General features: G+C 27.6%; 17 protein-coding genes. 14 read left to right on the forward strand and 3 right to left on the reverse strand.

Going from position 1 to position 20,785, the window contains the following annotated elements; translation table 11 throughout:
* From ACRCYC_RS05195 to ACRCYC_RS05230, 8 genes are all read left to right on the forward strand, one after another.
* On the forward strand, window positions 1-999 hold a 999-nt coding region (locus tag ACRCYC_RS05195; RefSeq protein ID WP_438618038.1), incomplete at its 5' end, for an ATP-binding protein.
* A gap of 162 nt (window positions 1,000-1,161) precedes the next feature.
* Entirely contained in the window at window positions 1,162-1,746 is a 585-nt protein-coding gene (locus ACRCYC_RS05200; protein WP_438618039.1) for an HAD hydrolase family protein, read from the forward strand.
* Window positions 1,747-1,756: 10 nt separating this feature from the next.
* Entirely contained in the window at window positions 1,757-2,146 is a 390-nt protein-coding gene (locus ACRCYC_RS05205; protein WP_438618040.1) for a DUF3139 domain-containing protein, read from the forward strand.
* A 24-nt stretch (window positions 2,147-2,170) separates the two neighbouring features.
* On the forward strand, window positions 2,171-4,735 hold the full coding sequence (locus ACRCYC_RS05210) for an ABC transporter permease (RefSeq protein WP_438618041.1): 2,565 nt from the start codon (window positions 2,171-2,173) through the stop codon (window positions 4,733-4,735).
* Window positions 4,736-4,751: 16 nt separating this feature from the next.
* A complete protein-coding gene (locus ACRCYC_RS05215; RefSeq protein ID WP_438618042.1) occupies window positions 4,752-5,414 on the forward strand; it encodes an ABC transporter ATP-binding protein in 663 nt (220 codons plus the stop codon).
* A gap of 240 nt (window positions 5,415-5,654) precedes the next feature.
* Window positions 5,655-7,037, forward strand: coding sequence for an MFS transporter (locus tag ACRCYC_RS05220; RefSeq protein WP_438618043.1), 1,383 nt, complete (start codon window positions 5,655-5,657; stop codon window positions 7,035-7,037).
* Between the two features lie 246 nt (window positions 7,038-7,283).
* Window positions 7,284-8,204: a prohibitin family protein gene (locus ACRCYC_RS05225; protein WP_438618044.1), complete on the forward strand. Its 921-nt coding sequence runs from the start codon at window positions 7,284-7,286 to the stop codon at window positions 8,202-8,204.
* A gap of 159 nt (window positions 8,205-8,363) precedes the next feature.
* Window positions 8,364-9,338 carry a CPBP family intramembrane glutamic endopeptidase gene (locus tag ACRCYC_RS05230; protein WP_438618045.1) on the forward strand — a complete coding sequence of 325 codons (975 nt, stop codon included), beginning with the start codon at window positions 8,364-8,366 and terminating at the stop codon, window positions 9,336-9,338.
* Between the two features lie 70 nt (window positions 9,339-9,408).
* On the opposite strand, the gene ACRCYC_RS05235 is transcribed toward ACRCYC_RS05230, so the two are convergent.
* On the reverse strand, window positions 9,409-11,076 hold the full coding sequence (locus ACRCYC_RS05235; protein WP_438618046.1) for an ABC transporter substrate-binding protein: 1,668 nt from the start codon (window positions 11,074-11,076) through the stop codon (window positions 9,409-9,411).
* Window positions 11,077-11,510: 434 nt separating this feature from the next.
* On the opposite strand from ACRCYC_RS05235, the gene ACRCYC_RS05240 reads away from it, so the two are divergent.
* The 5 genes from ACRCYC_RS05240 (at window position 11,511) to ACRCYC_RS05260 (ending at window position 15,796) form a co-directional block, all read left to right on the forward strand.
* Window positions 11,511-12,008, forward strand: coding sequence for a CarD family transcriptional regulator (locus ACRCYC_RS05240; protein WP_438618048.1), 498 nt, complete (start codon window positions 11,511-11,513; stop codon window positions 12,006-12,008).
* A 91-nt stretch (window positions 12,009-12,099) separates the two neighbouring features.
* Window positions 12,100-12,720 carry a flavodoxin family protein gene (locus tag ACRCYC_RS05245; protein WP_438618049.1) on the forward strand — a complete coding sequence of 207 codons (621 nt, stop codon included), beginning with the start codon at window positions 12,100-12,102 and terminating at the stop codon, window positions 12,718-12,720.
* Window positions 12,721-12,937: 217 nt separating this feature from the next.
* Entirely contained in the window at window positions 12,938-13,738 is an 801-nt protein-coding gene (locus tag ACRCYC_RS05250; protein ID WP_438618050.1) for an NAD(+)/NADH kinase, read from the forward strand.
* Window positions 13,739-13,761: 23 nt separating this feature from the next.
* A complete protein-coding gene (locus ACRCYC_RS05255) occupies window positions 13,762-14,994 on the forward strand; it encodes an NAD(P)-dependent oxidoreductase (RefSeq protein ID WP_438618051.1) in 1,233 nt (410 codons plus the stop codon).
* A 118-nt stretch (window positions 14,995-15,112) separates the two neighbouring features.
* On the forward strand, window positions 15,113-15,796 hold the full coding sequence (locus ACRCYC_RS05260; RefSeq protein ID WP_438618052.1) for a YczE/YyaS/YitT family protein: 684 nt from the start codon (window positions 15,113-15,115) through the stop codon (window positions 15,794-15,796).
* 304 nt (window positions 15,797-16,100) lie between these two features.
* Here ACRCYC_RS05260 and ACRCYC_RS05265 read toward each other — a convergent pair whose 3' ends face one another.
* Together ACRCYC_RS05265 and ACRCYC_RS05270 are read right to left on the reverse strand one after the other, a co-directional pair.
* Window positions 16,101-16,514, reverse strand: coding sequence for a universal stress protein (locus ACRCYC_RS05265; RefSeq protein WP_438618053.1), 414 nt, complete (start codon window positions 16,512-16,514; stop codon window positions 16,101-16,103).
* A 57-nt stretch (window positions 16,515-16,571) separates the two neighbouring features.
* Entirely contained in the window at window positions 16,572-17,945 is a 1,374-nt protein-coding gene (locus tag ACRCYC_RS05270) for a hypothetical protein (protein ID WP_438618054.1), read from the reverse strand.
* 198 nt (window positions 17,946-18,143) lie between these two features.
* Between ACRCYC_RS05270 and clpB the strand changes: the two genes are divergently transcribed.
* A complete protein-coding gene (clpB, locus tag ACRCYC_RS05275; protein WP_438618056.1) occupies window positions 18,144-20,738 on the forward strand; it encodes an ATP-dependent chaperone ClpB in 2,595 nt (864 codons plus the stop codon).
* The last annotated feature ends 47 nt before the right edge of the window (window positions 20,739-20,785 follow it).

Here is a 20,785-nt window from a genome sequence, read left to right on the forward strand (position 1 = left end):
TATATATTAGTAATATTTATTTATATAATAATTGTATTTATTACTAATCGATTACAGTTATTTAGTAGCGAAAAAAGAATTTATATATACTTAACACTTGCTCTGATGGTTAATGTTATTAATATAATTGGAACATATATAATGGGATCTTATAATATAGGGAATAACATAAGATTGAACAAAATGATATATGACTGGAGGATGTCAGTACCGGCCTTACAAGATGAATGGCCTTATTTTGCTCAACTTGTAATTCCAAAGTTAGTAGTAGCCAGTATAATAATAATAATATTATTATTTAGAATGGTAATAAAAGAAAATAAGAAAAAAACTCAAAAACAATTAATGGAAAATAAATTAGATATGCAATATGAACATTATTTAAGTGTACAAGAATCTCATATGAAGGTTAAAAAGCTTTATCATGATATAAATAATCATATTTGTTGCATAAATAACCTTAAAAATAACAGTAAAGAAGTTAGTGAATATGTAAACAATTTAAAAGATGAAATTAAAGAATTTAAAAATACTTATAATACAGGAAACATGATATTAGATATTATAATAAATGAAAAAAGTGAACTATGCAGTAAAAAAGGAATTAAATTTATTTGTGATATAAACTTTTCAAAAGTTAATTTTATAAAGCCAATAGATGTGTCTAGTATATTTGCTAATATTTTAGATAATGCAATAGAAGCCTGTAACAAAATACATGATGAAAATATTAATAAATATATTAGAATTAAAGGAACTGTATCAAAATCATACTTTGTAATTAAATGTGAAAACAGTAAAGTTAATGATATTAAAATTAATAAAAATAGATTATTAACAGACAAAATGGATAAGTTTATCCATGGAATAGGAACTCAAAGTATTAAATCGTCTTTAGAAAAATATGATGGAGAATTATTATTTGAAGATGAGAAATACAAATTTATACTAAATCTATACATACCATTAAATCAAAATACTGACAGTTGGGTCGATTAAGTTACTAGTTGGGGCGTATATATTGATACCAAAAAATAAGGATGTTATCTTTTTAATAGCAAAAGATAATGTCCTTATTTTTATTCTTAAAAAACTAAAACATTGGAATACAAAGGTAATTAGTAAATACATGAAGTTTAAATACTATGGAGGAAAATGTATATGAAAGCAAAAAAAATTATACTAGCTATATTAGTAGCTACAAGTATAAGTTCAGTTTTGATGGTGGGATGCGAAGCTTCTACAACTGATATGGATAAAGAAACTTATACAACAACAGAAGTATCCAGGATTAAAAAAGATTTATCAAAGAAAATTTCAAAAGCCATAGAAAATAGTGGTCTTCGAGTGGCTGAAGTAGCCCCAGATGGTAGCTTTGTGTTATCTCTAGGTAATTTGGAATATTCTAAAGAACAACCTAAGCAAGTTTTAAATTACTCTATGACTACATATGATAAAAATGATAAGGAGATACTATATATTCAGTGTGTTAAGGACTACTTAAAGGATGAAAACTTATCAAAGGATGATAAGTTTGTTAAAGCAATTTATAACATATTTAACTCATTAACTGATACTGAATTAACTGAGAAAGAATTTTTTGATGAAGTTGAAAAAGCAGTTAATAAAGGTGAGGGGATCGTAGAACTTCCTAATATGGGGGATATAGATATTTCAGTAAAAAAAATTGATGAGTCAACTAAGATTTTAGAATTAAGATTTAAGGATGAATTTATATTAAAATAAGGAGAGTTATATGAAGAAATATAAAGCTATTTTATTAGCATCAATTATGATAATTATAGGGATTTCAGTATTTTTTATATATGATAATTACTTTAAACCTTGGAATGAAGCTGAAAAATATATTAACAAATATATGGCAGAACAAGGAATTTCAAAAGATAATATAAGCAAAATTACAAAAGAAAAAGCAAAAAAAGCAACTTATGATGGCATACTTTACAAGGTATCCTATAAAGATGATCCTCAATATGAATATCAATATTTCTATAGCGATGATTATTACGCTTTATACATAAACAAAGTTTTATTTCAAATTTACGATTTAAATGATGGTCATGAACTGACGGATGTTAAGGAACTTAAAAGTGTAAAATATCCGCCAATTTATTTGGATAAATAAATTATAAAATAGGAGGGGAATTTTATGGGAATATACTTAAAAATGTCACTAGCATATTTAAGGAAAAATAAACTTAGAACGGTACTTTTGATATTAGGTGTTGCATTAGGAGTAGTATTAATATTTGGAACCAGTGTTATAAAAGATTCCAAAAACAAAAATGATGTAGAAGCAATAAATAAACTTTATGGTGGATATCATTTAGAATTCAATGATTTAAATTCTGATGGAACTGAAAAGTTAAAAAATGATAAGGGTGTATCAAAAATTACTACAGTACAAAACTTGGGTAATATTGTAGATAAAAAGGGAAATTCTTTCCCGTTGAAATCAGCAGATAAAGATTATATAACTAATAAGTCAGGCAAATTAATAAAAGGTAGACTTCCAAAGAATAACAATGAAATAGTAATGGAAGAAAATGCTCTAGAAGCAATGAATATATCTGATGAATTAAATACTACCTTAGATTTCAAAATAAAAAAGAACTATAAAGATGCAGAGGAAAACAATAAGGTTTATACTGAAGATAAAAAATTTAAACTTGTAGGAGTTATAGAAAAACCAAAGGAATTTTATAATTTTTATGATATTAACATTCCATTTGAAGCATTTACTTATGGAAATGATGAAAAAAATAGCATAGTGCCACAAGATACAATTAGTTATAATAGTCTCTTAAGTTTAAAGAGTGGTTTTGAAAATCCTGATGGACAAGCTCATAAAATTATGGCAAAACATAATTTAGGGGACGCTAGTTATTCACCAAATATGCCTCTTGTAAGACAATTAATGGATAAAAAAATAGAAAAGGATGATCCAGGTGCTTATAAAAGAGAAGTTTTAATTATAATTACAGCAGCAATTTTTGTATTTAATCTTTTTAATATAACATTAAATGAAACAATAAAAGAAATGGGATTACTTAGATTAATAGGTTCAAGTAAGAAAAATGTTAGATGCATGATAATATACCAAGCATTAATTATAATGATTGCAGGTATAGTAGTAGGTCTAATATTAGGGGTTATATCTTCTTATATAGCAGTTAGTACATCTAATCCTTCTATATATCAAGAGGCAGTAATAAAGCCAAAGTTATATGTAAGTAATGAAAATATTATGAAAGCTATAATAATAGGTGTATTTTCTGTATTTGTTTCTTGTATTATACCTATCTTCAAAGTAGGTAATATATCATCTATTGAAGCAACAAAGAAATCAGATAAGTTTAAAGGTCATAGAGCAAGTTATGGATTAAATAAACTTTTAAGTAAGATATTTGGATTTTATGGATTTATGGGACTTAAAAATATTGGAAGGAACAAAAGTAGAGCGCTTATATCCATGATATCAATTGCATTGGGAGGATATGTATTTTTAACTACATTTTCAAGTATGCAAAATGATGTAAATGATAAAATTGCGGATATGCAAAAAAGATATGATATAACAATACAATTTGGAGCAAATTCAGATATAGATAATACAAAATATTTAGATAGTGATGTAAGTAAGCTAAAAGACATAGACGGAGTAAAAAGCGTAACTCCAATACAAATAGAAAGTGGAGTATTAGATTATAAAAAGAATGAAATGGATAAAGACTTTGCCAATAGCAAGGGAATACAAGAACAAGACGATATGGAATATCAGATGGATTTAAAATTATTTGGACCGGATTACATAAATAAAACATTGAAAAAATTCGTACAAGAAGGACATATATATGAGATTGGAACATTAAACGAAGGATTACCAAATGTAGCAGTATATAATTATTTTTATGATGAAGCTAGGACAAATAATTTTAAAAAAGTTTTTCCTGATTTAAAGATAGGGGACATTATAACAATAAAAGTTCCAATTACAGAAAATGGAAACACTGTATATAAAGAAAGCAAAGTAAGGGTATGTGCAATTTTAAAATCTGACTGGATGTCTAAAGGAGATGGAGATTTAAGCCGCAATTTTGAGATTGTAACAGCCAGCAGTCTTTCTAAATATATTGTTGGAGAAAAAAAATACAATAAATTAGGTATAAATTTAGAAGATCCATATGATAAAGCTGTAAATGAAAAAGTAAAAAAAGTTTCTAATGATATTCATTTATCTCAATTTGAAAGTAAGCTTGCTTTTAATGAGATGATGAACAGTTCTATGGCTGAGTACACTAAGACGCAGTTATCAGTGATAACATTAGTTTTAATAATAGCAGGAATTAATATTTTCTGTACAATAAAAACCAATTTACTTATAAGGAAAAAAGAAATTTCAACACTTAGAGCAATAGGGCTTAGTGTCAAGAATATGAAGAAAATGATTACTTATGAAGCATTAACATATGCAATATTAAGTTTTATAATTGCTTTGATTCCATCGATGATAAACTTAATTAAATTCGTAAACTGGAATAATAGTGCTTATAAAAACTATGGAATAGATCATTTTATGTCTTTTATGTTCCCAGTTAAAGAATCAATAATATTTTTCATTATATCAGTGACTGTATGTTTAATTGCAGTAGCTACAAGCAGTAGGGAGTTAAAAAAGATGAGCATTATTGAGGGAATAAAAGATAACGATTAATTTGGGAGGTTAAGTTATGAAAACTTTAAAAGTAATAGATTTAAGAAAAACATATGGTAAAGGAGATAGCGAAGTAAGAGCTATTGATGGAATAAATTTAGAAATACAACCACATAAGTTTACAGCTATAATTGGACAAAGTGGTTCTGGAAAGAGTACACTACTCCATTGTATGGCAGGACTTGACAAACTGACATCGGGCAAAGTATTTATGGATGATTTAGATTTATACACTTTAAATGACGATAAACTGTCTAAAGTAAGAAGAGAAAAGTTTGGATTTATATTTCAAAGTTATAATCTAATACCAGTTATAAATGTTTATGACAATATAGTGCTCCCTGTTTCAATTAGTGGTAAAAAAGCAGATAAAGAGTACATAGAAGATTTAATAAATAAATTAGGGCTTAAGTCGCAAATTAAGAAATTCCCAAATGAACTATCAGGGGGACAGCAACAGAGGGTAGCAATTGCTAGAGCACTTGCAAATAAACCTTCAGTCATATTTGCAGATGAACCAACTGGAAATTTAGATAGTAAAACTACTAAAGAAGTAATTGATATATTAAAGTTTTGCGTTAATGAATATAAACAAACATTAGTTATGATAACTCACAATGATGAAATAGCCAATAGCGCTGAAAATGTTATAACTATAAGTGATGGTAAAATTATATAAAATTAGTGATTTCAAAAGACCATGTTGAGAAATATTCAATATGGTCTTTTAGAATTTTTAAAATTAAAATATAAATTTAGGTGAAATAAGCATTTTAACAAGTATTGCAATTGAGAAAAAGGTGTGTTAATATTATTCCTGTCTAAAAATGTCGAACAAAAATGAACAGATTAATAGTAATAAATCTGCAAACGATTTTAAACAGACTAAATTGAAAACAGAATAAAAGAGGTGTACAACATGGAAAACTCACTTAATACTTCAAAGGAGATTGAGGAGGAACAAATAAAAAAAGCAGTACCTGCAGTATTAGCTTTAATGATTTTTGCACTAGTTATAGATAATTCATTTAAAATTATCTCTGCAGACTTAGCAAGTGCTTTTAATTTATCAGCTACTGCGGTTAGTTGGCAAGTAACTCTAGCTGGATTAGTTATTGGTATTGGAGCAATTGTATATGCTTCTTTATCGGATTCGATAAGTATTAGAAACTTATTAGCACTAGGAATTATCTTAATATGTATTGGATCATTATTAGGATTTATTTTCCAAAAATCATTTTTTATGATAATTATTGCAAGGATAATCCAAGCAGCAGGATTAGGAAGTGCTGAAACTTTATATGTAATATTTGTCGCAAAATATTTCAAAGATAGTGAACAAAAGAAGTACCTAGGATTTAGTACAAGTAGTTATGCTATATCACAAGTAATTGGTACTCTTACAGGTGGATATATATCAACATACCTACATTGGACAGTACTATTTTTAATTCCACTATTAACATTATTAATACTACCATTTATATTGAAATATATTCCTAAGGAAAAAGTTAAAGGTAGTGGTGTAGACTTTATAGGATTTATATTAGTTTCATCAGTTGCAGCATCATTAATGCTTTTCGTTTCAGGATTTAAGTGGATATATTTAGTAGCTTTAATAATAGCACTTATACTATTTATTACATACATAAGTAAAAACAAAAAAGCTTTTATTAGTATTGAATTCTTTAAAAACAGAAACTTTATATCAGTACTATTTGTAGCTTTTGTTATATATAGTGTTCAACTTGCATTTATATTTATGTTCCCATTCTTAATTGAATATATATATAATTATAGATTAGACCAAGTTTCACTACTTTTAGTTCCATCATATGTTTTAGCAGCTATAGTAGGCGCAATGTCTGGTAATGTTGCAAAAAGATTTGGAAGTAAACAATGTATTCAAATGGCAATAGTTGGGATAGTAATAAGTCTTATTTTTGGTGGCTTATTTATAGAAACATCTGTATATGTATTCGTAATTGTAATGATACTATTCTCTAGTTCATTTGCATTAATGTATGCGCCTATGATTGATACATTGATAAAAACAATACCTAGAGAACACTCAGGAACTGCTATTGGTTTTTATAATTTCTGTTTAAATATAGCTTCGTCAATTGGGATAACATATGTAGCGGTATTAATGGAATCTAAAACTTTAGGAAAAAATATTACTAACCTTTTCAATAATGAAATATCAATACAATATAGTAATGTATTAATTTTATTAGCAATTATTTCAGCATTAGCATTATTATTATACTGGAGTTTAATTGGAAGAAGAGAGAAAGCTTAAAATAAAATAGATAGTAAGGATTTAAAAAAGAGTTGTCTTAAAAATATATAGCTTATGGAATATAGATATGAAATTTGTATATTTCCTGTGAGCTACCTATTTTGAGATAACTCTTTTTTAAAAATTAAAGATAAATTCATTACAATACTGTTACCCCATATAGCCTAAATATTGACTACAATATAATTAATATTACATAGAATAGATAATAAGTAAGTTAGTATATTAGGGTTGGGGGGAAGTTAAATGGGAGAAAATGAAGTAAAAGAAAAAGAAGATGATAAGGTAAAGAAAAATAATAAAAAAGGCAATGGAGGAGTAAAAATAGTTAAAAGTGTATTAATAACAATACCTTTAATAATTGTAATAGGGATAATCATATCAACATGTACAGTAACAGTAAAACAAGGCCATGTAGGGGCAGTCTATGATAGATTTAAAAAAGGAATTCAAACATATACTTTAACAGAAGGTATAAACTTTAAAACACCTTGGCAAAGTGTAAATGAATTCCCGATTTCTATAGAAACTGTATACATGAGCAAAGATGAAAGAGAAGGATCGAAAGTAGATGAGTCTATAACGATAAGTTGTAACGATGGCTCGTTAAGTGCGGATTTGACTTTTAGCTATAGATTTAAGATAGAAGATGTACCAAAAGTACAAAGACAATACAGAGGAAAAGATGGTCAAGAAATAATGAATAGTGTACTTAGAGGACAGCTAAGAAGCTGGATAAGTGAAGTAACTAAAAATTATTCAACTATGGAAGTACATCTAACTAAAAAAGAAGTAGTTAATGAAAAATTAACAGAGCATTTAAACAAAAAAGCTGAAAAATATGGTGTAATGTTTGAAAATGTATCACTAGCAGAGACTAGGGCATCTAAAGAAGTCCAAGAAGCAATAGAAAAGAGACAACAAATAAGTCAAGAAGTAGAACAACAACGTCTTCAACTAGAAAAAGCAGAAATAGCTAAACAAGCAGCACAGCTTGAAGCAGAGAAAAAAATAATTCAAGCAGAAGGTGAAAAAAAATCAAATGAAATAAAAGCACAAGGACTAGATGAAAAAATATTAAAGGAAAAGTATATAGAAAAATGGAATGGAAAGTTACCTCAAGTAATGGACTCTAACTCTGGAACCTTGATTAATCTTGGAGAGTAATTCTTAGACCTAGTTAATAAAAACTGTATTGATGAAATATTCAATACAGTTTTTTGTTAAATGAACTTTAATTGCGTTTAACAACTGAAGTTATATCCAAATATTACCAATAGTATGCTATTATTTTACTATATAAATTTACTATATAGGGGGATTATAATGTGTAATGATATTAAGGTTATAAAAAAAGAAGTAAATTCTTTTTTACTAATCAATTTTGGGTTAATTGCTTTCATATCTATATTTATATTTATGCTTGCATCAAATACAAATAGTAGTACTTTTATATCAAACTTTGCTGTTCTATTTATGTATATTCCTGCATTTTCAGTAATAGTTGTATTAAAAAGAATTTGTAAATATGAATTTACGGCAAATGTAGAGAAATTTTTAAAAGTTTTTGCTATAGCAACTATACTACGAATAATTATTTCTATAGTTGAAGCATTTTTAATTAAGGGTATTATTATTTCTTCATTATTAGATACTTTTGTATCTATATATCTATTGTGTATTACTCTTAGTAATAAATCTGAATTTGAAGTATTAAATTTATCTTTAACTAAAAACTTTAAAAAGGTGTTATTTGTAGTACTAATATTTGTACTAATAAAATTAGTTGGATTTATACCAGATTTTTTTAGTATGCAAATTAACCCAGCTGACATTTGTAAAAATATCATAATGATTTTAATTGGTTTAGCAAGTAATTTTTTTATAGGATTTAATTTATTTTTTGGTGAAGAATTTGGATGGAGATATTTTCTACAACCTAGATTGCAAAAAATTTATGGTAAAAAAATGGGGGTAATAATATTAGGATTTATATGGGGTATATGGCATCTACCACTGTGTCTAACTCTATATAGTCCTGAAACACCAATTTATTGTATTATAAATCATTTATCTTATTGTATATTCTTAGGATATGCATATATGAAAACTAATAACCTTTGGACTCCAATACTAATTCATTTAGTTAATAATGTCATTTCTATAGTTTTTAGCGGAGGATATGAAGCTGTATTTACACCAAAACTACTTTTAGAGAGTATTATCTTTAGCGCTATAGTTTTCTTTCCATTTTTATTTACTAAGGAGTATAAAGATAATAAAGTTGATGAGACAGTATAAACTGATGCTTAAATAAATATTTAAAAAGAAAAAGTCTGAGGAAAATATTTAGCCTCAGACTTTTTATATATTATTTTTCAGGAGGGTTGCCACCATTTACCATCAGGAAATTACAGCTTGCAGACTCTATAGTTTTATATTCTTTACTATCTTTATATTTATCAACATGTTCAGAAGCTATAGCAACTTTATCAACGTCACCAGTTTCATACAAGTTTACAGCAGCATTAATATCTTTAACTACTTTGAAATTAACTTTATCTAAATTAACAGACGTATTATCCCAATAGTTTATATTTTTTTTCAAAGTGTATTGGTCTTCCAACTTCCAACTTTCCATTACAAAAGGACCATTAAATACTAACTTATCTTGAGTGGTTCCATAGTCTGAACCATATGTTTCAACAGCTTTTTTATTTACTGGGAAGAATACAGGGAAAGCCATAAGTTGGTCGAAATAGTTTACGGGTCTATTTAATTTAACTTCTAAAGTATTGTCATCTATAGCTTTAACACCTACAGTATTTGAATCAGTAGATTTTCCTAAGTTAAAGTCTTCGGCACCTTCTATATCATACATTACATATGCATATTCACAAGCTGTTTCTGGAGTTAAATTTCTTAAAAATGCAAATTCAAAGTCTTTAGCAGTTACATTATCACCATTAGACCATTTAGCATCTTTTCTTATTTTAAATGTCCAAGTTTTAGCATCTTTTGATTTTTCCCAGCTTTCAGCCATGCCAGGAGTTAATTCCTTATTAATATCAACTCTAACTAACCCTTCCATGACATTGTTTATTGCTTCAAACGACGTGGAATCAGAAGCTTGAGAAGTATCCATAGAAGATATATCAGAAGCTGAAGTAGTATTTACTTCATTTTTATTATTACTTAATTTAGCCCATTTATATGATGTTTGTGGACCGAATGAATAGTTAGCTACATCTTGTAAATATTCTTTTTCTAAGTAAGCACTAGACTTTTGGTATAAAGGAGTTATAAATCCACTGTCTAATAATATCTGCTCTGCTTTCATATAACTTTCCCAACTCTCATCAATTGTAGTTGATTGTTTTGCTTTAGTTATTAAATCTTTATATTCCGAGTCTTTATATCCTACATTTATAGCATATCTTCCTATATCTGGGCAGTAAATTTCTAAGAAAGTAAGTGGATCAGGGTAATCTGCTCCCCAACCAGCTATGGATAAATGAAAGTCTCCATTTGACCCTTTTTCAGTTTTTAACTTAGTAGGTAGTTGTTGAAGTTTTATAGTAGCTCCCTCTAGAGTTCCTTGTAACTCAGCTTGGATAAACTCAGCAATTTTCTTGCTTTGCTCAGTATCATCAGTTAAAAAATCAAACTCTACAGCATCAAAATCAAGTTCTTTTTTAGCTTGATCCCAAGCTTTTTTAGCTTCCTCATCATTAGGATCATAGCCAATTTCACCAGCTACATCTCTATAGTCTTCACCTTTTTCATTAAAAGCTAAATCATCTGGTACGAATCTATTAACAGGTTTTGATCCATTATTAAGAATTACACTTGTTAATTGTTCTTTATCTATAGCTAGAGAAATTGCCTTTCTAGCATTTTCATTTTCTAAAACTTTAAAAGGATCTATATCTTTTGAAGTAGACTTTGTATCTTCTCCTGTAGAATTACAACCTGTAAGTACTATACTAGATATAATCATTGTACTTAGCATTAATGATGTTTTTTTCTTTAATAACATAAAATTCCCCCCACATAAAAAATATTAAAATTAAATTTACAAATTAATTAGTTCTTCTACAATTGTTCTTTTCCTTTTTATTTCCAAAAAAATCGTTCTTTATTAAAAGACGTGAAAAGAAAATATCAAACAAGATACTACATTCTTTACTAAATAACACTTTAATAATTAGATATAAGTTGTAGGAAGATGGTGAAATTTTAGATACAACTTCAGGTAAGCGAATATTAGGTTTGTAATTTTTATATATAATTATCATACTATAAACATAAAAAAACTAGCTAAATATTTAAAAAAATTATATTTTAAAAAAATTTACTTACACTGACATTTTAAAATATGGTAAAATATAAGTATACAGCGAGTAGTTTTGATGACGTAAGTCCAGTTGTCAAAACTACTTTTTTTATTTTGTTAAGGATGGTGAAGTCTTGATGTTTAATATTGATGACTATATAATGTATGGTACAACAGGTGTATGTAAGGTTTTAGATATAACTAACGAAAAATTTATAAACAATGAGTATAGAAAGTATTATGTACTAAGTACTATTTATTCGAATGAAACTATAATAAAAATACCAGTAGATAATAAAAAGGTTTCAATGAGAAAGATAGTATCTAAAGATGAAGTAGCTTTGTTAATAAATAATATGTCTAGCATGGAAACTTTATGGATTGATGATGATAGAAAAAGAAGTCAAGAATTTACAGCAATACTTAAAGGTGGTCAATGTGAGAAATTAATTCAGTTAATAAAAAGTATTGACTTAGATAAAGAATCTAAAAAGTCTACAGGAAAAAAATCATATCTAGCAGATAATGATATTATGAAAGAAGCTGAAAGATTATTACATGAAGAATTTGCAATGGTTTTAAATATTTCTCCAGAAGAAGTTCCATCATATATAAAAAGTCAATTAGATAAATAATACATTTTTATATAATTGAAATAATATATTTTGTGATATAATCGATGGGTATAAACTTAAATATAATACAGAACATAAGGAGGAATGTATTATGAAAGTATTATTAGTAAATGGAAGTCCACACTTAAACGGATGTACGTATACAGCACTTACAGAAGTATCTAAATCATTAGAAGCAAATGGTATAGAAACAGAAATATTTCAATTAGGTACAAAACCAATTTGTGGGTGTATAGGATGTGGTTCATGTTATAAAACAGGCAAATGTTTTATGAATGATGTGGTAAATGAATTTACAGATAAAGCGAAAGAAGCAGATGGATTTATATTTGGATCACCAGTTCACTATGCAGCAGCATCAGGGGCTTTAACTTCATTTTTAGATAGAGCATTCTATAGTGGAGGAAAGTATATGTCATACAAACCAGGAGCATGCATAACAAGTGCAAGAAGAGGTGGAACTACTGCAACTTTTGATCAGATAAATAAATACTTTACGATAAATAATATGCCAGTTGTAAGTTCTCAGTACTGGAACATGGTTCATGGAAGTAATCCAGAAGAAGTTAAACAAGATTTAGAAGGTATGCAAACTATGCGTGTATTAGGTAGCAATATGTCATGGTTAATAAAATGTATTGAATTAGGAAAATCAAATGGTATAAATATACCTGAAAAAGAAGATAGATTAAGAACTAATTTCATTAGATAAAAATAATAAAAAATACAGGGATGAATTTTCATTCCTGTATTTTTTATTTAAAAAAACATTTATGGGAATATATGCAATTACATAAATACTACCTTTTGGTGTGTGTCATACCAAAAAGTGCCTCCTTTTTTTAAGACTATAAAATATCTATACTATAAAATGTAATTACTAATAAATAAAGTATTTAAAAAACTATAAATAGAAGGGATTTTTAAAAATGGATAGGATAATAACTGTAAAATCAAACGAGTTAGATAAATCTATTAAAATTAAACAGTTATTAAAGAAAAAATTAATAACAAAAGGATTTAAAGTTATTGATTATCTACATGAAGACACAGAATTAATAGTATCAATTGGAGGAGATGGATCATTTCTAAAAACAATAAATAATTTTGATTTTCCAAAAAAATTATTTGTGGGTATAAATACAGGTCACCTTGGATTTTTTCCAGATGTTTCTATAGATGAAATAGATGAGTTCATAGATTTGTATATGGAAAATAACTATCTTGTGCAAGAGATACCTATTCTTATGGCTACCATAGTTACCAATGATAATACAATAAGGATTCCAATAGTAAATGAAGTTGTTATAAAGTGTGATAAATCTAAGGTTATACATGCTAAATTGAATATAAATGGAAAACAAATTCAAAAACTAAGTGGAGATGGATTAATAATCTCAACTCCAACAGGTTCTACTGCATATAATTATTCGGCTAGAGGTAGTATTGTAGATCCAAGTATAAATGTTATACAAATAACTCCTCTCAATCCTTTAACTACAAATGCATACAGAAGCTTTTCATCAAGTCTATTATTTTCTGCAAAATCAGTAATAGAAGTAACACCTGAAAATAGATTTGAAAAACCTATTTTGATAGTAGCAGATGGAGAAGAATATAAATTTGATAAATTAATAACAATAAAAACACATATGACTAATCGAAGTATAAAATTAATTAGAATGCCAAATTATGAATTTTGGAATAGGGTTTCTAACAAATTTTTATAAAATATCAACTAAGGCGGTGCAATATGAAAGATTTAATGAATGAAGTTAATAGATGCTTATTATGCAAGGTAGCAAGATGTAAGCAACATTGTCCTATAAATACGGATATTCCAACTATTGTTAGTTTATATAAAGAAGGCAAGATTAAAGAAGCTGGAGAAATTTTATTTGAAAATAATCCACTATCATCAATATGTTCAATAGTATGTCCACATGAAGATCAGTGTGCAGGAAACTGTATTAGGGGAATAAATGGAAAACCTATTGATTTTTATAAGATTGAGGAACAAATATCAACTGAGTTTTTAAAAGATGCAAAACTACAAAAAATAAGAAAAGATAGTAAAAGAGTTGCTGTTGTTGGATCTGGGCCTGCGGGAATTACAGTTGCTATAGAACTTGTTAAAAAAGGATACAATGTAACTGTTTTTGAAAAAAATGAAGAACTAGGAGGTATTCTTAGATATGGTATACCTGAATTTAGATTACCTAGAGCTATAATAGATAATTTATTTAAAATATTAAAAGATGCAGGTGTTAAATTTAAGGTAAATACTTTAATAGGTCCAGTTATTACTATAGATAAATTATTTGAAGATGGTTATGATGCTATATTTATAGGTACTGGAGTATGGAATCCTAAAAGACTGAATATAAAAGGGGAAACATTAGAAAATTCTAACTATGCAATAGATTATTTAAGATCTCCTAGAAGATATGAATTAGGAGAAAGTGTTGTTGTTATAGGAGCTGGAAACGTGGCTATGGATGCATCGAGGAGTACAAAATATTATGGAGCTAAAAATGTGCATCTAGTATATAGAAGAGATTTTTGTGATATGAGTGCTACTAAATCAGAAATCAATGATGCTATTGAAGAAGGTGTTGAATTTCTAACATATAAAGCACCAATTGAAATATGTGAAGAAGGTATAGTATTAGCTGATACTAAAAAAATTATTGATGAAAAAGGAAATAGTTCTTTAATAAATATTAAAGGAAGTGAGAAGTTATTAAGATGTGATTCTGTATTGATAGCTGTTAGTCAAACTCCTAAAAATAATATTATTTTAAATAATAAAAGTATAAAAGCTAACACTAATGGTCTTATAATTATTGATGATGAAGGAAATACGACAAGAGAAGGTGTATTTTCAAGTGGAGATGTAACTCATGGTCCAAAAACAGTTATAGAAGCAGTAGTAGAATCTAAGAAGGTTGCAAATTCTATAAATAGGTATTTAAATGGACAATAAAGTAATATTTAAAAAATTAAGTGAAAATAAGTTAGCTGATGTAATATAAAATTTTATATTTATAATTGTAGCTAGTATAAATATAAGGATTATTATGGATATGGAAAAGAGTGAGTAAATGAAAACTAAATTATTAAAATTTATTAGGTTAATGAGTGGATTTGTATTCTGTGCTTTAGGAATAGTGTTAATGATAAATGCTAATTTAGGATTGGCGCCATGGGATGTATTACATGAGGGGATATCAAAAATTACAGGAATGACTATGGGACAATCTAGTATTTTAGTTGGAATAACAGTTATAGCTATGGATATATTTTTAGGTGAAAACTTAGGATGGGGAACTATATTAAACATGGTTACGATTGGGTGGTTTATGGATATTCTTATTCTAAATAACTTAATTCCAATTGCAAATAGTATTAGTTTGGGTATTTTAATGATAGCTTTAGGAATGATTTTAATGAGTATAGGATGTTATTTGTATATTGGTGCTGGGGTAGGTAGTGGTGCCAGAGATGGTATGATGGTTGCTATTCAAAAAAGAAGTGGCAAATCAATTAGGATGGTAAGAAATATTATAGAGGTAGGAGTGCTTATTATAGGATTTTTACTTGGTGGAACCGTTGGAATTGGTACTGTTATAAGCAGTATTGGGTTAGGATATTGCATACAATTTATATTTAAGCTATTTAAATTTAACGTATCTGATGTAAGCCACAGATATATAATAGATGATATTAAGTCTTTAAAAAAATTTAAAAACAATAAAAGTCAAAATGAATTTAATAATGTAAGTTAAAATACTTACCGTAAAGCTAAATTGACTTTAAAGTATTAATAAGTATAAATTATATACTTGAATGTATATTTATAAAGTTAGTATTAAAAAAATAATAACTGTTATACATAAAACTTATTAGGGGGATTAGGAAGTGGTTAAATGCAAGAAGTTTGAGTCGATAATTGATTTTACTATATGTATCTATAGAAAATATATTAAATGATTGATTTACTTTGGATTATAGAAAAAAGAAGCTATGAAATTTATATTTCATAGCTTCTTTTTATAATCAATTGTATAGTTACATATATAATGGAAAAATTTACTCGGGAACTATAACAACAGTACATTTAGATTTTTTAACTACATATAAAGTTACAGATCCTATTGAATCTATAAAATTTTTCTTTGTTGACTTAGTCATAACTATTAAATCAAACTTATCATCAATTGATTTTTTTATAATTTCTGGACCTGCATCACCAAATACTGAATAGGTAGATACATCATATTCATATAACTTACTTTTAAAATCTTTTAGCATATAATCTATCTTCTTTTGAGATTCTTTTATTTTCATATCTATAATCATTGGGTTTGTTAAATTGGTTAAAACAACATCATTAACACCAATTAATGTTATTTTAACATTATTTTTAGAAAACTTACTTAAAACAAAATCTAAGGATTTTTGACTTCTATCACTTCCATCAATAGGGATTAAAACTTTTTGCATATAATCACATCCTTTTATTTACATTTTACCACACAAGGAAAACCTATTCAAATATTTTTATATAATAAATATAGCAACGATAGTCGTTATAAACAATCCAATTAAAACAGGAATTAAATTCCTCTTAGCAAGCTCAATAGGACTAACACCACATATGGCAGCAGCAGGAACTAGAGCCCAAGGAACTAAACATCCACCACCAGTCCAAATTGCACCAATTTGCCCAAGTGCAGCAAGTGAACCAATATTACAATCAATAGCAGTTCCAAATACAGCAGCAGTTGATCCAGCTAAAGCCATACCAGAAAATCCAGAACCATCAAGTCCTGTTATACAACCAACAATAGTTTGAATAGGAGCAACTATATATTTATTCAAAGGAACGACCTCAGACAAAGCAACTCCTATATCAGATAATAATCCTTGTGAAGTAGAAGGTAGAACCTCACCTAAAAGATCTGTTAAAGGTAAAATCTCTCCCATATAGAAAAAAGCTCCTATGGGAATAATAACAGCAAATATTTTCATGCCAAATAAAAACCCATCTGTAATGTTTTTACATATATTATCTAAACTATCTTTTCCATGATTAATAACATTTATTATAATTAATAAAACTATAGCTGTTCCTCCAAGTAAAGCAGTAGCATCTCCGCCTTTTAAATCAAACTTAAACATAGCTAAAATATCTAAAGTAAATAATATTAATACTAAAAATGTAACTACTTTAGCTTTTATATTAAATGATTTTATCTCTATATGCTTATTTTCTTTTATTTCATTATTGAATAATCCATTTTTTATGTCTCGCTTAAGCATGTAAAAAGAGACTCCAATAGTAACTACAGCCATAACCCAAAACAAAATCATACCATCATTTATAATACTAGACACATCTATACCAGCAGCACCTGCAGTAATACTTGGAGCACCCTGAATTATAAAATCAGTTGAAAGTGCAAGCCCATGACCAAATAAATTAAGAGCAACTGCTACACCTATAGCAGGAAGGCCAGAACGAACAGCTATTGGTAGAAAAATAGCACCAACTAAAGCAACTGCTGGGCTAGGCCAGAAAAACCAAGAAAGTATCATCATAGATATACCTACTGTAAAAAATGCAGTAGTTTCATTTTTTATAACTCTTGAAAATGGTTTTATCATATATTCAATAGCATAATTATCTTCAAGTGATTTTGACAAAGATACCATTATAGAAATTATCATTATTACAGGTCCTAATTCTCTTAAAGATATAATAAGCCCATTAAAAATAGATCCTATAGATGAAGATAGATTGCTTGTATAAAATAAAGCCAATAAAAAAACTCCTAAAATACAAGGAACTATTGTATCTTTTTTCATAATCATAGTAAATAAGATTATTAATATAAAAAACATATAAATATAGTGTGCACCAGTTAAAATCATAGAATGCCCCCTTAGAATAAGATAGTATACTATATGTACAAGAGATATTATTAGTTACATTGGCAAATTAAGATGGGAAAAAATAAAAAATATTGACAAAGTACAAATATGTGTATATATTATTAATAACAACTTGTTAGCACTTGATGATGAAGAGTGCTAATGAAATATAAAACTGAATAGTGGAGGTATTTTATTATGAATATAGATAAAATGACAATAAGAGTACAAAAAAGCTTAAATGAAGCTTATGATATAGCAATAAAAAATAATAATCAACAAGTAGATGTAATTCACTTACTAAGTGCACTTGTAAATCAAGAAGATGGACTTATTCCAAATATAATGGAAAAGATGAATATATCAGTTGCATCGTTAAACAATAGTATAAACACACAACTAAGTAAGTTACCACAACTACATGGAGAGGGAATAAGCTCACAAGGGGTAACAGCTACAAGAAGAATAAATGAAGTATTAATAAAAGCTGAAGAAATATCTAAAGAATTTAAAGATGCATATATAAGTGTAGAACACGTTATACTTGCAATAATGGATATAGAAGTTAACACTAATGTAGGAAAAATATTTAAACAATATAATATAAATAAAAAAGACTTTTTAAATGTATTATCAAATGTTAGAGGAAGTCAAAGAGTGGAAACGAATGACCCAGAAGGAACATATGAGGCATTAGCAAGATATGCTACTAACTTAGTAGAGTTAGCAAAAAAGAATAAATTAGATCCGGTAATAGGAAGAGATGAAGAAATAAGAAGAGTTATAAGGATTTTATCAAGAAGAACTAAAAATAATCCTGTTTTAATTGGTGAACCTGGTGTTGGTAAAACGGCAATAGTTGAAGGTTTAGCAGAAAGAATTGTTAGAGGCGATGTCCCTGAGGGATTAAAAGATAAAGTAATATTCTCACTAGACATGGGAGCTTTAATTGCGGGAGCTAAATACAGAGGAGAGTTTGAAGAAAGGCTAAAAGCGGTACTTAAAGAAGTTCAATCTTCAGAAGGAAACATAATATTATTTATAGATGAAATACACACAATAGTAGGAGCTGGAAAAACTGATGGAGCAATGGATGCAGGAAATTTAATAAAACCAATGTTAGCAAGAGGCGAGCTTAACTGTATAGGAGCAACTACATTTGATGAATATAGACAATATATAGAAAAAGATAAAGCCCTTGAAAGACGTTTCCAACCAGTTTTAGCTGAAGAACCTAGTGTAAGTGATACAATATCAATATTACGTGGACTTAAAGAAAGATTTGAAATACATCATGGTATAAGAATACATGATAATGCAATAGTTGCAGCAGCAAAACTTTCAGATAGATATATACAAGATAGATTTTTACCAGATAAAGCTATAGACTTAATAGATGAAGCAGGGGCAATGATAAGAAGTGAAATAGATTCTCTTCCTACAGAACTAGATATGGTTAGAAGAAAGTTATTAACATTAGAAACTGAAAGAGAAGCACTACTAAAAGAAAATGATGAAAAAAGTAAAATGAGACTTGGAACATTAGAGAAAGAATTAGCTGAATTAAAATCTAAAAATGATGAAATGACTGTTAAATATGAAAATGAAAAAAGTCAAATATTAGAAATTAGAAATTTAAAATCACAACTTGATGAAGCTAAAGGTAATGTAGAAAAGTATGAAAGAGAATATGATTTTAATAAAGCAGCAGAACTAAAATATGGAACAATACCAAAATTAGAAGAACAAATAAAAACACATGAATTAAAAATGCAAGAAAGCTATAAAAATGCATTATTGAAAGAAGAAGTTACAGAAAATGAAATATCTCAAATAGTTGCAAAGTGGACAGGGATACCAGTTACTAAACTAGTAGAAGGAGAAAGAGAAAAATTATTAAAACTAGAAGATGATCTTCATAAGAGGGTAATTGGGCAAGATGAAGCTGTAACAGCTGTGAGTAATGCAGTAATACGTGCTCGTGCAGGGCTTAAAGATGAAAATAAACCAATAGGTTCATTTATATTCCTAGGGCCTACAGGAGTTGGTAAAACAGAACTTGCAAAAACATTAGCTAACAACTTATTTGATAGTGAAGAAAACATAATAAGAATAGATATGTCCGAATATATGGAAAAACATGCAGTATCTAGACTTATAGGACCTCCTCCAGGATACGTTGGTTATGAAGAAGGGGGACAATTAACAGAAATGGTTAGAAGAAACCCATACTCTGTGATTTTATTTGACGAAATAGAAAAAGCACATGAAGATGTATTTAACTTATTCCTTCAAATACTAGATGATGGTAGACTTACAGACAACAAAGGTAAAACTGTTGATTTTAAAAATACTATTATAATAATGACTTCAAACATAGGAAGTTCCTACTTATTAGAATCTGGTGAAAATATAGATGATAAAGCTAACAGCCTAGTTATGAATGAAATGAAGAGAAGATTTAAGCCAGAATTTTTAAATAGAGTTGACGATATTATAATGTTTAAGCCATTAGATAAAGAAGGAATTAAGAAAATAATAGCTATATTCATGAAGTCTTTAAAAAATAGGTTAAATGATAAAGATATAAAAGTAGAAGTTTCAGATAGAGCAAAAGATGTGATGGTTAGAGAAGGTTATGATCCTATTTATGGAGCTAGACCATTAAAGCGATATATAAGTAATACTTTAGAAACTATAATAGCTAGAAAGTTAATATCAGGAGAAATATATAATGGATGTACTATAATAATCGATGGAGAAAATGATAATATAGAAGTGCATGTAAAATAAAAATAAATAAATAAAAAGGTATTATCTATAAGTTAGATAGTACCTTT

This window comes from Paraclostridium sp. (assembly GCF_051657365.1).
Classification (GTDB): Bacteria; Bacillota; Clostridia; order Peptostreptococcales; family Peptostreptococcaceae; genus Paraclostridium.

Coding starts and splice junctions, on each gene's coding strand:
- ACRCYC_RS05200 (WP_438618039.1), top strand. CDS start 1,162: ATGAAAGCAAAAAAAATTATACTAGCTATATTAGTAGCTACAAGTATA.
- ACRCYC_RS05205 (WP_438618040.1), top strand. CDS start 1,757: ATGAAGAAATATAAAGCTATTTTATTAGCATCAATTATGATAATTATA.
- ACRCYC_RS05210 (WP_438618041.1), top strand. CDS start 2,171: ATGGGAATATACTTAAAAATGTCACTAGCATATTTAAGGAAAAATAAA.
- ACRCYC_RS05215 (WP_438618042.1), top strand. CDS start 4,752: ATGAAAACTTTAAAAGTAATAGATTTAAGAAAAACATATGGTAAAGGA.
- ACRCYC_RS05220 (WP_438618043.1), top strand. CDS start 5,655: ATGGAAAACTCACTTAATACTTCAAAGGAGATTGAGGAGGAACAAATA.
- ACRCYC_RS05225 (WP_438618044.1), top strand. CDS start 7,284: ATGGGAGAAAATGAAGTAAAAGAAAAAGAAGATGATAAGGTAAAGAAA.
- ACRCYC_RS05230 (WP_438618045.1), top strand. CDS start 8,364: ATGTGTAATGATATTAAGGTTATAAAAAAAGAAGTAAATTCTTTTTTA.
- ACRCYC_RS05235 (WP_438618046.1), bottom strand. CDS start 11,076: ATGTTATTAAAGAAAAAAACATCATTAATGCTAAGTACAATGATTATA.
- ACRCYC_RS05240 (WP_438618048.1), top strand. CDS start 11,511: ATGTTTAATATTGATGACTATATAATGTATGGTACAACAGGTGTATGT.
- ACRCYC_RS05245 (WP_438618049.1), top strand. CDS start 12,100: ATGAAAGTATTATTAGTAAATGGAAGTCCACACTTAAACGGATGTACG.
- ACRCYC_RS05250 (WP_438618050.1), top strand. CDS start 12,938: ATGGATAGGATAATAACTGTAAAATCAAACGAGTTAGATAAATCTATT.
- ACRCYC_RS05255 (WP_438618051.1), top strand. CDS start 13,762: ATGAAAGATTTAATGAATGAAGTTAATAGATGCTTATTATGCAAGGTA.
- ACRCYC_RS05260 (WP_438618052.1), top strand. CDS start 15,113: ATGAAAACTAAATTATTAAAATTTATTAGGTTAATGAGTGGATTTGTA.
- ACRCYC_RS05265 (WP_438618053.1), bottom strand. CDS start 16,514: ATGCAAAAAGTTTTAATCCCTATTGATGGAAGTGATAGAAGTCAAAAA.
- ACRCYC_RS05270 (WP_438618054.1), bottom strand. CDS start 17,945: ATGATTTTAACTGGTGCACACTATATTTATATGTTTTTTATATTAATA.
- clpB (WP_438618056.1), top strand. CDS start 18,144: ATGAATATAGATAAAATGACAATAAGAGTACAAAAAAGCTTAAATGAA.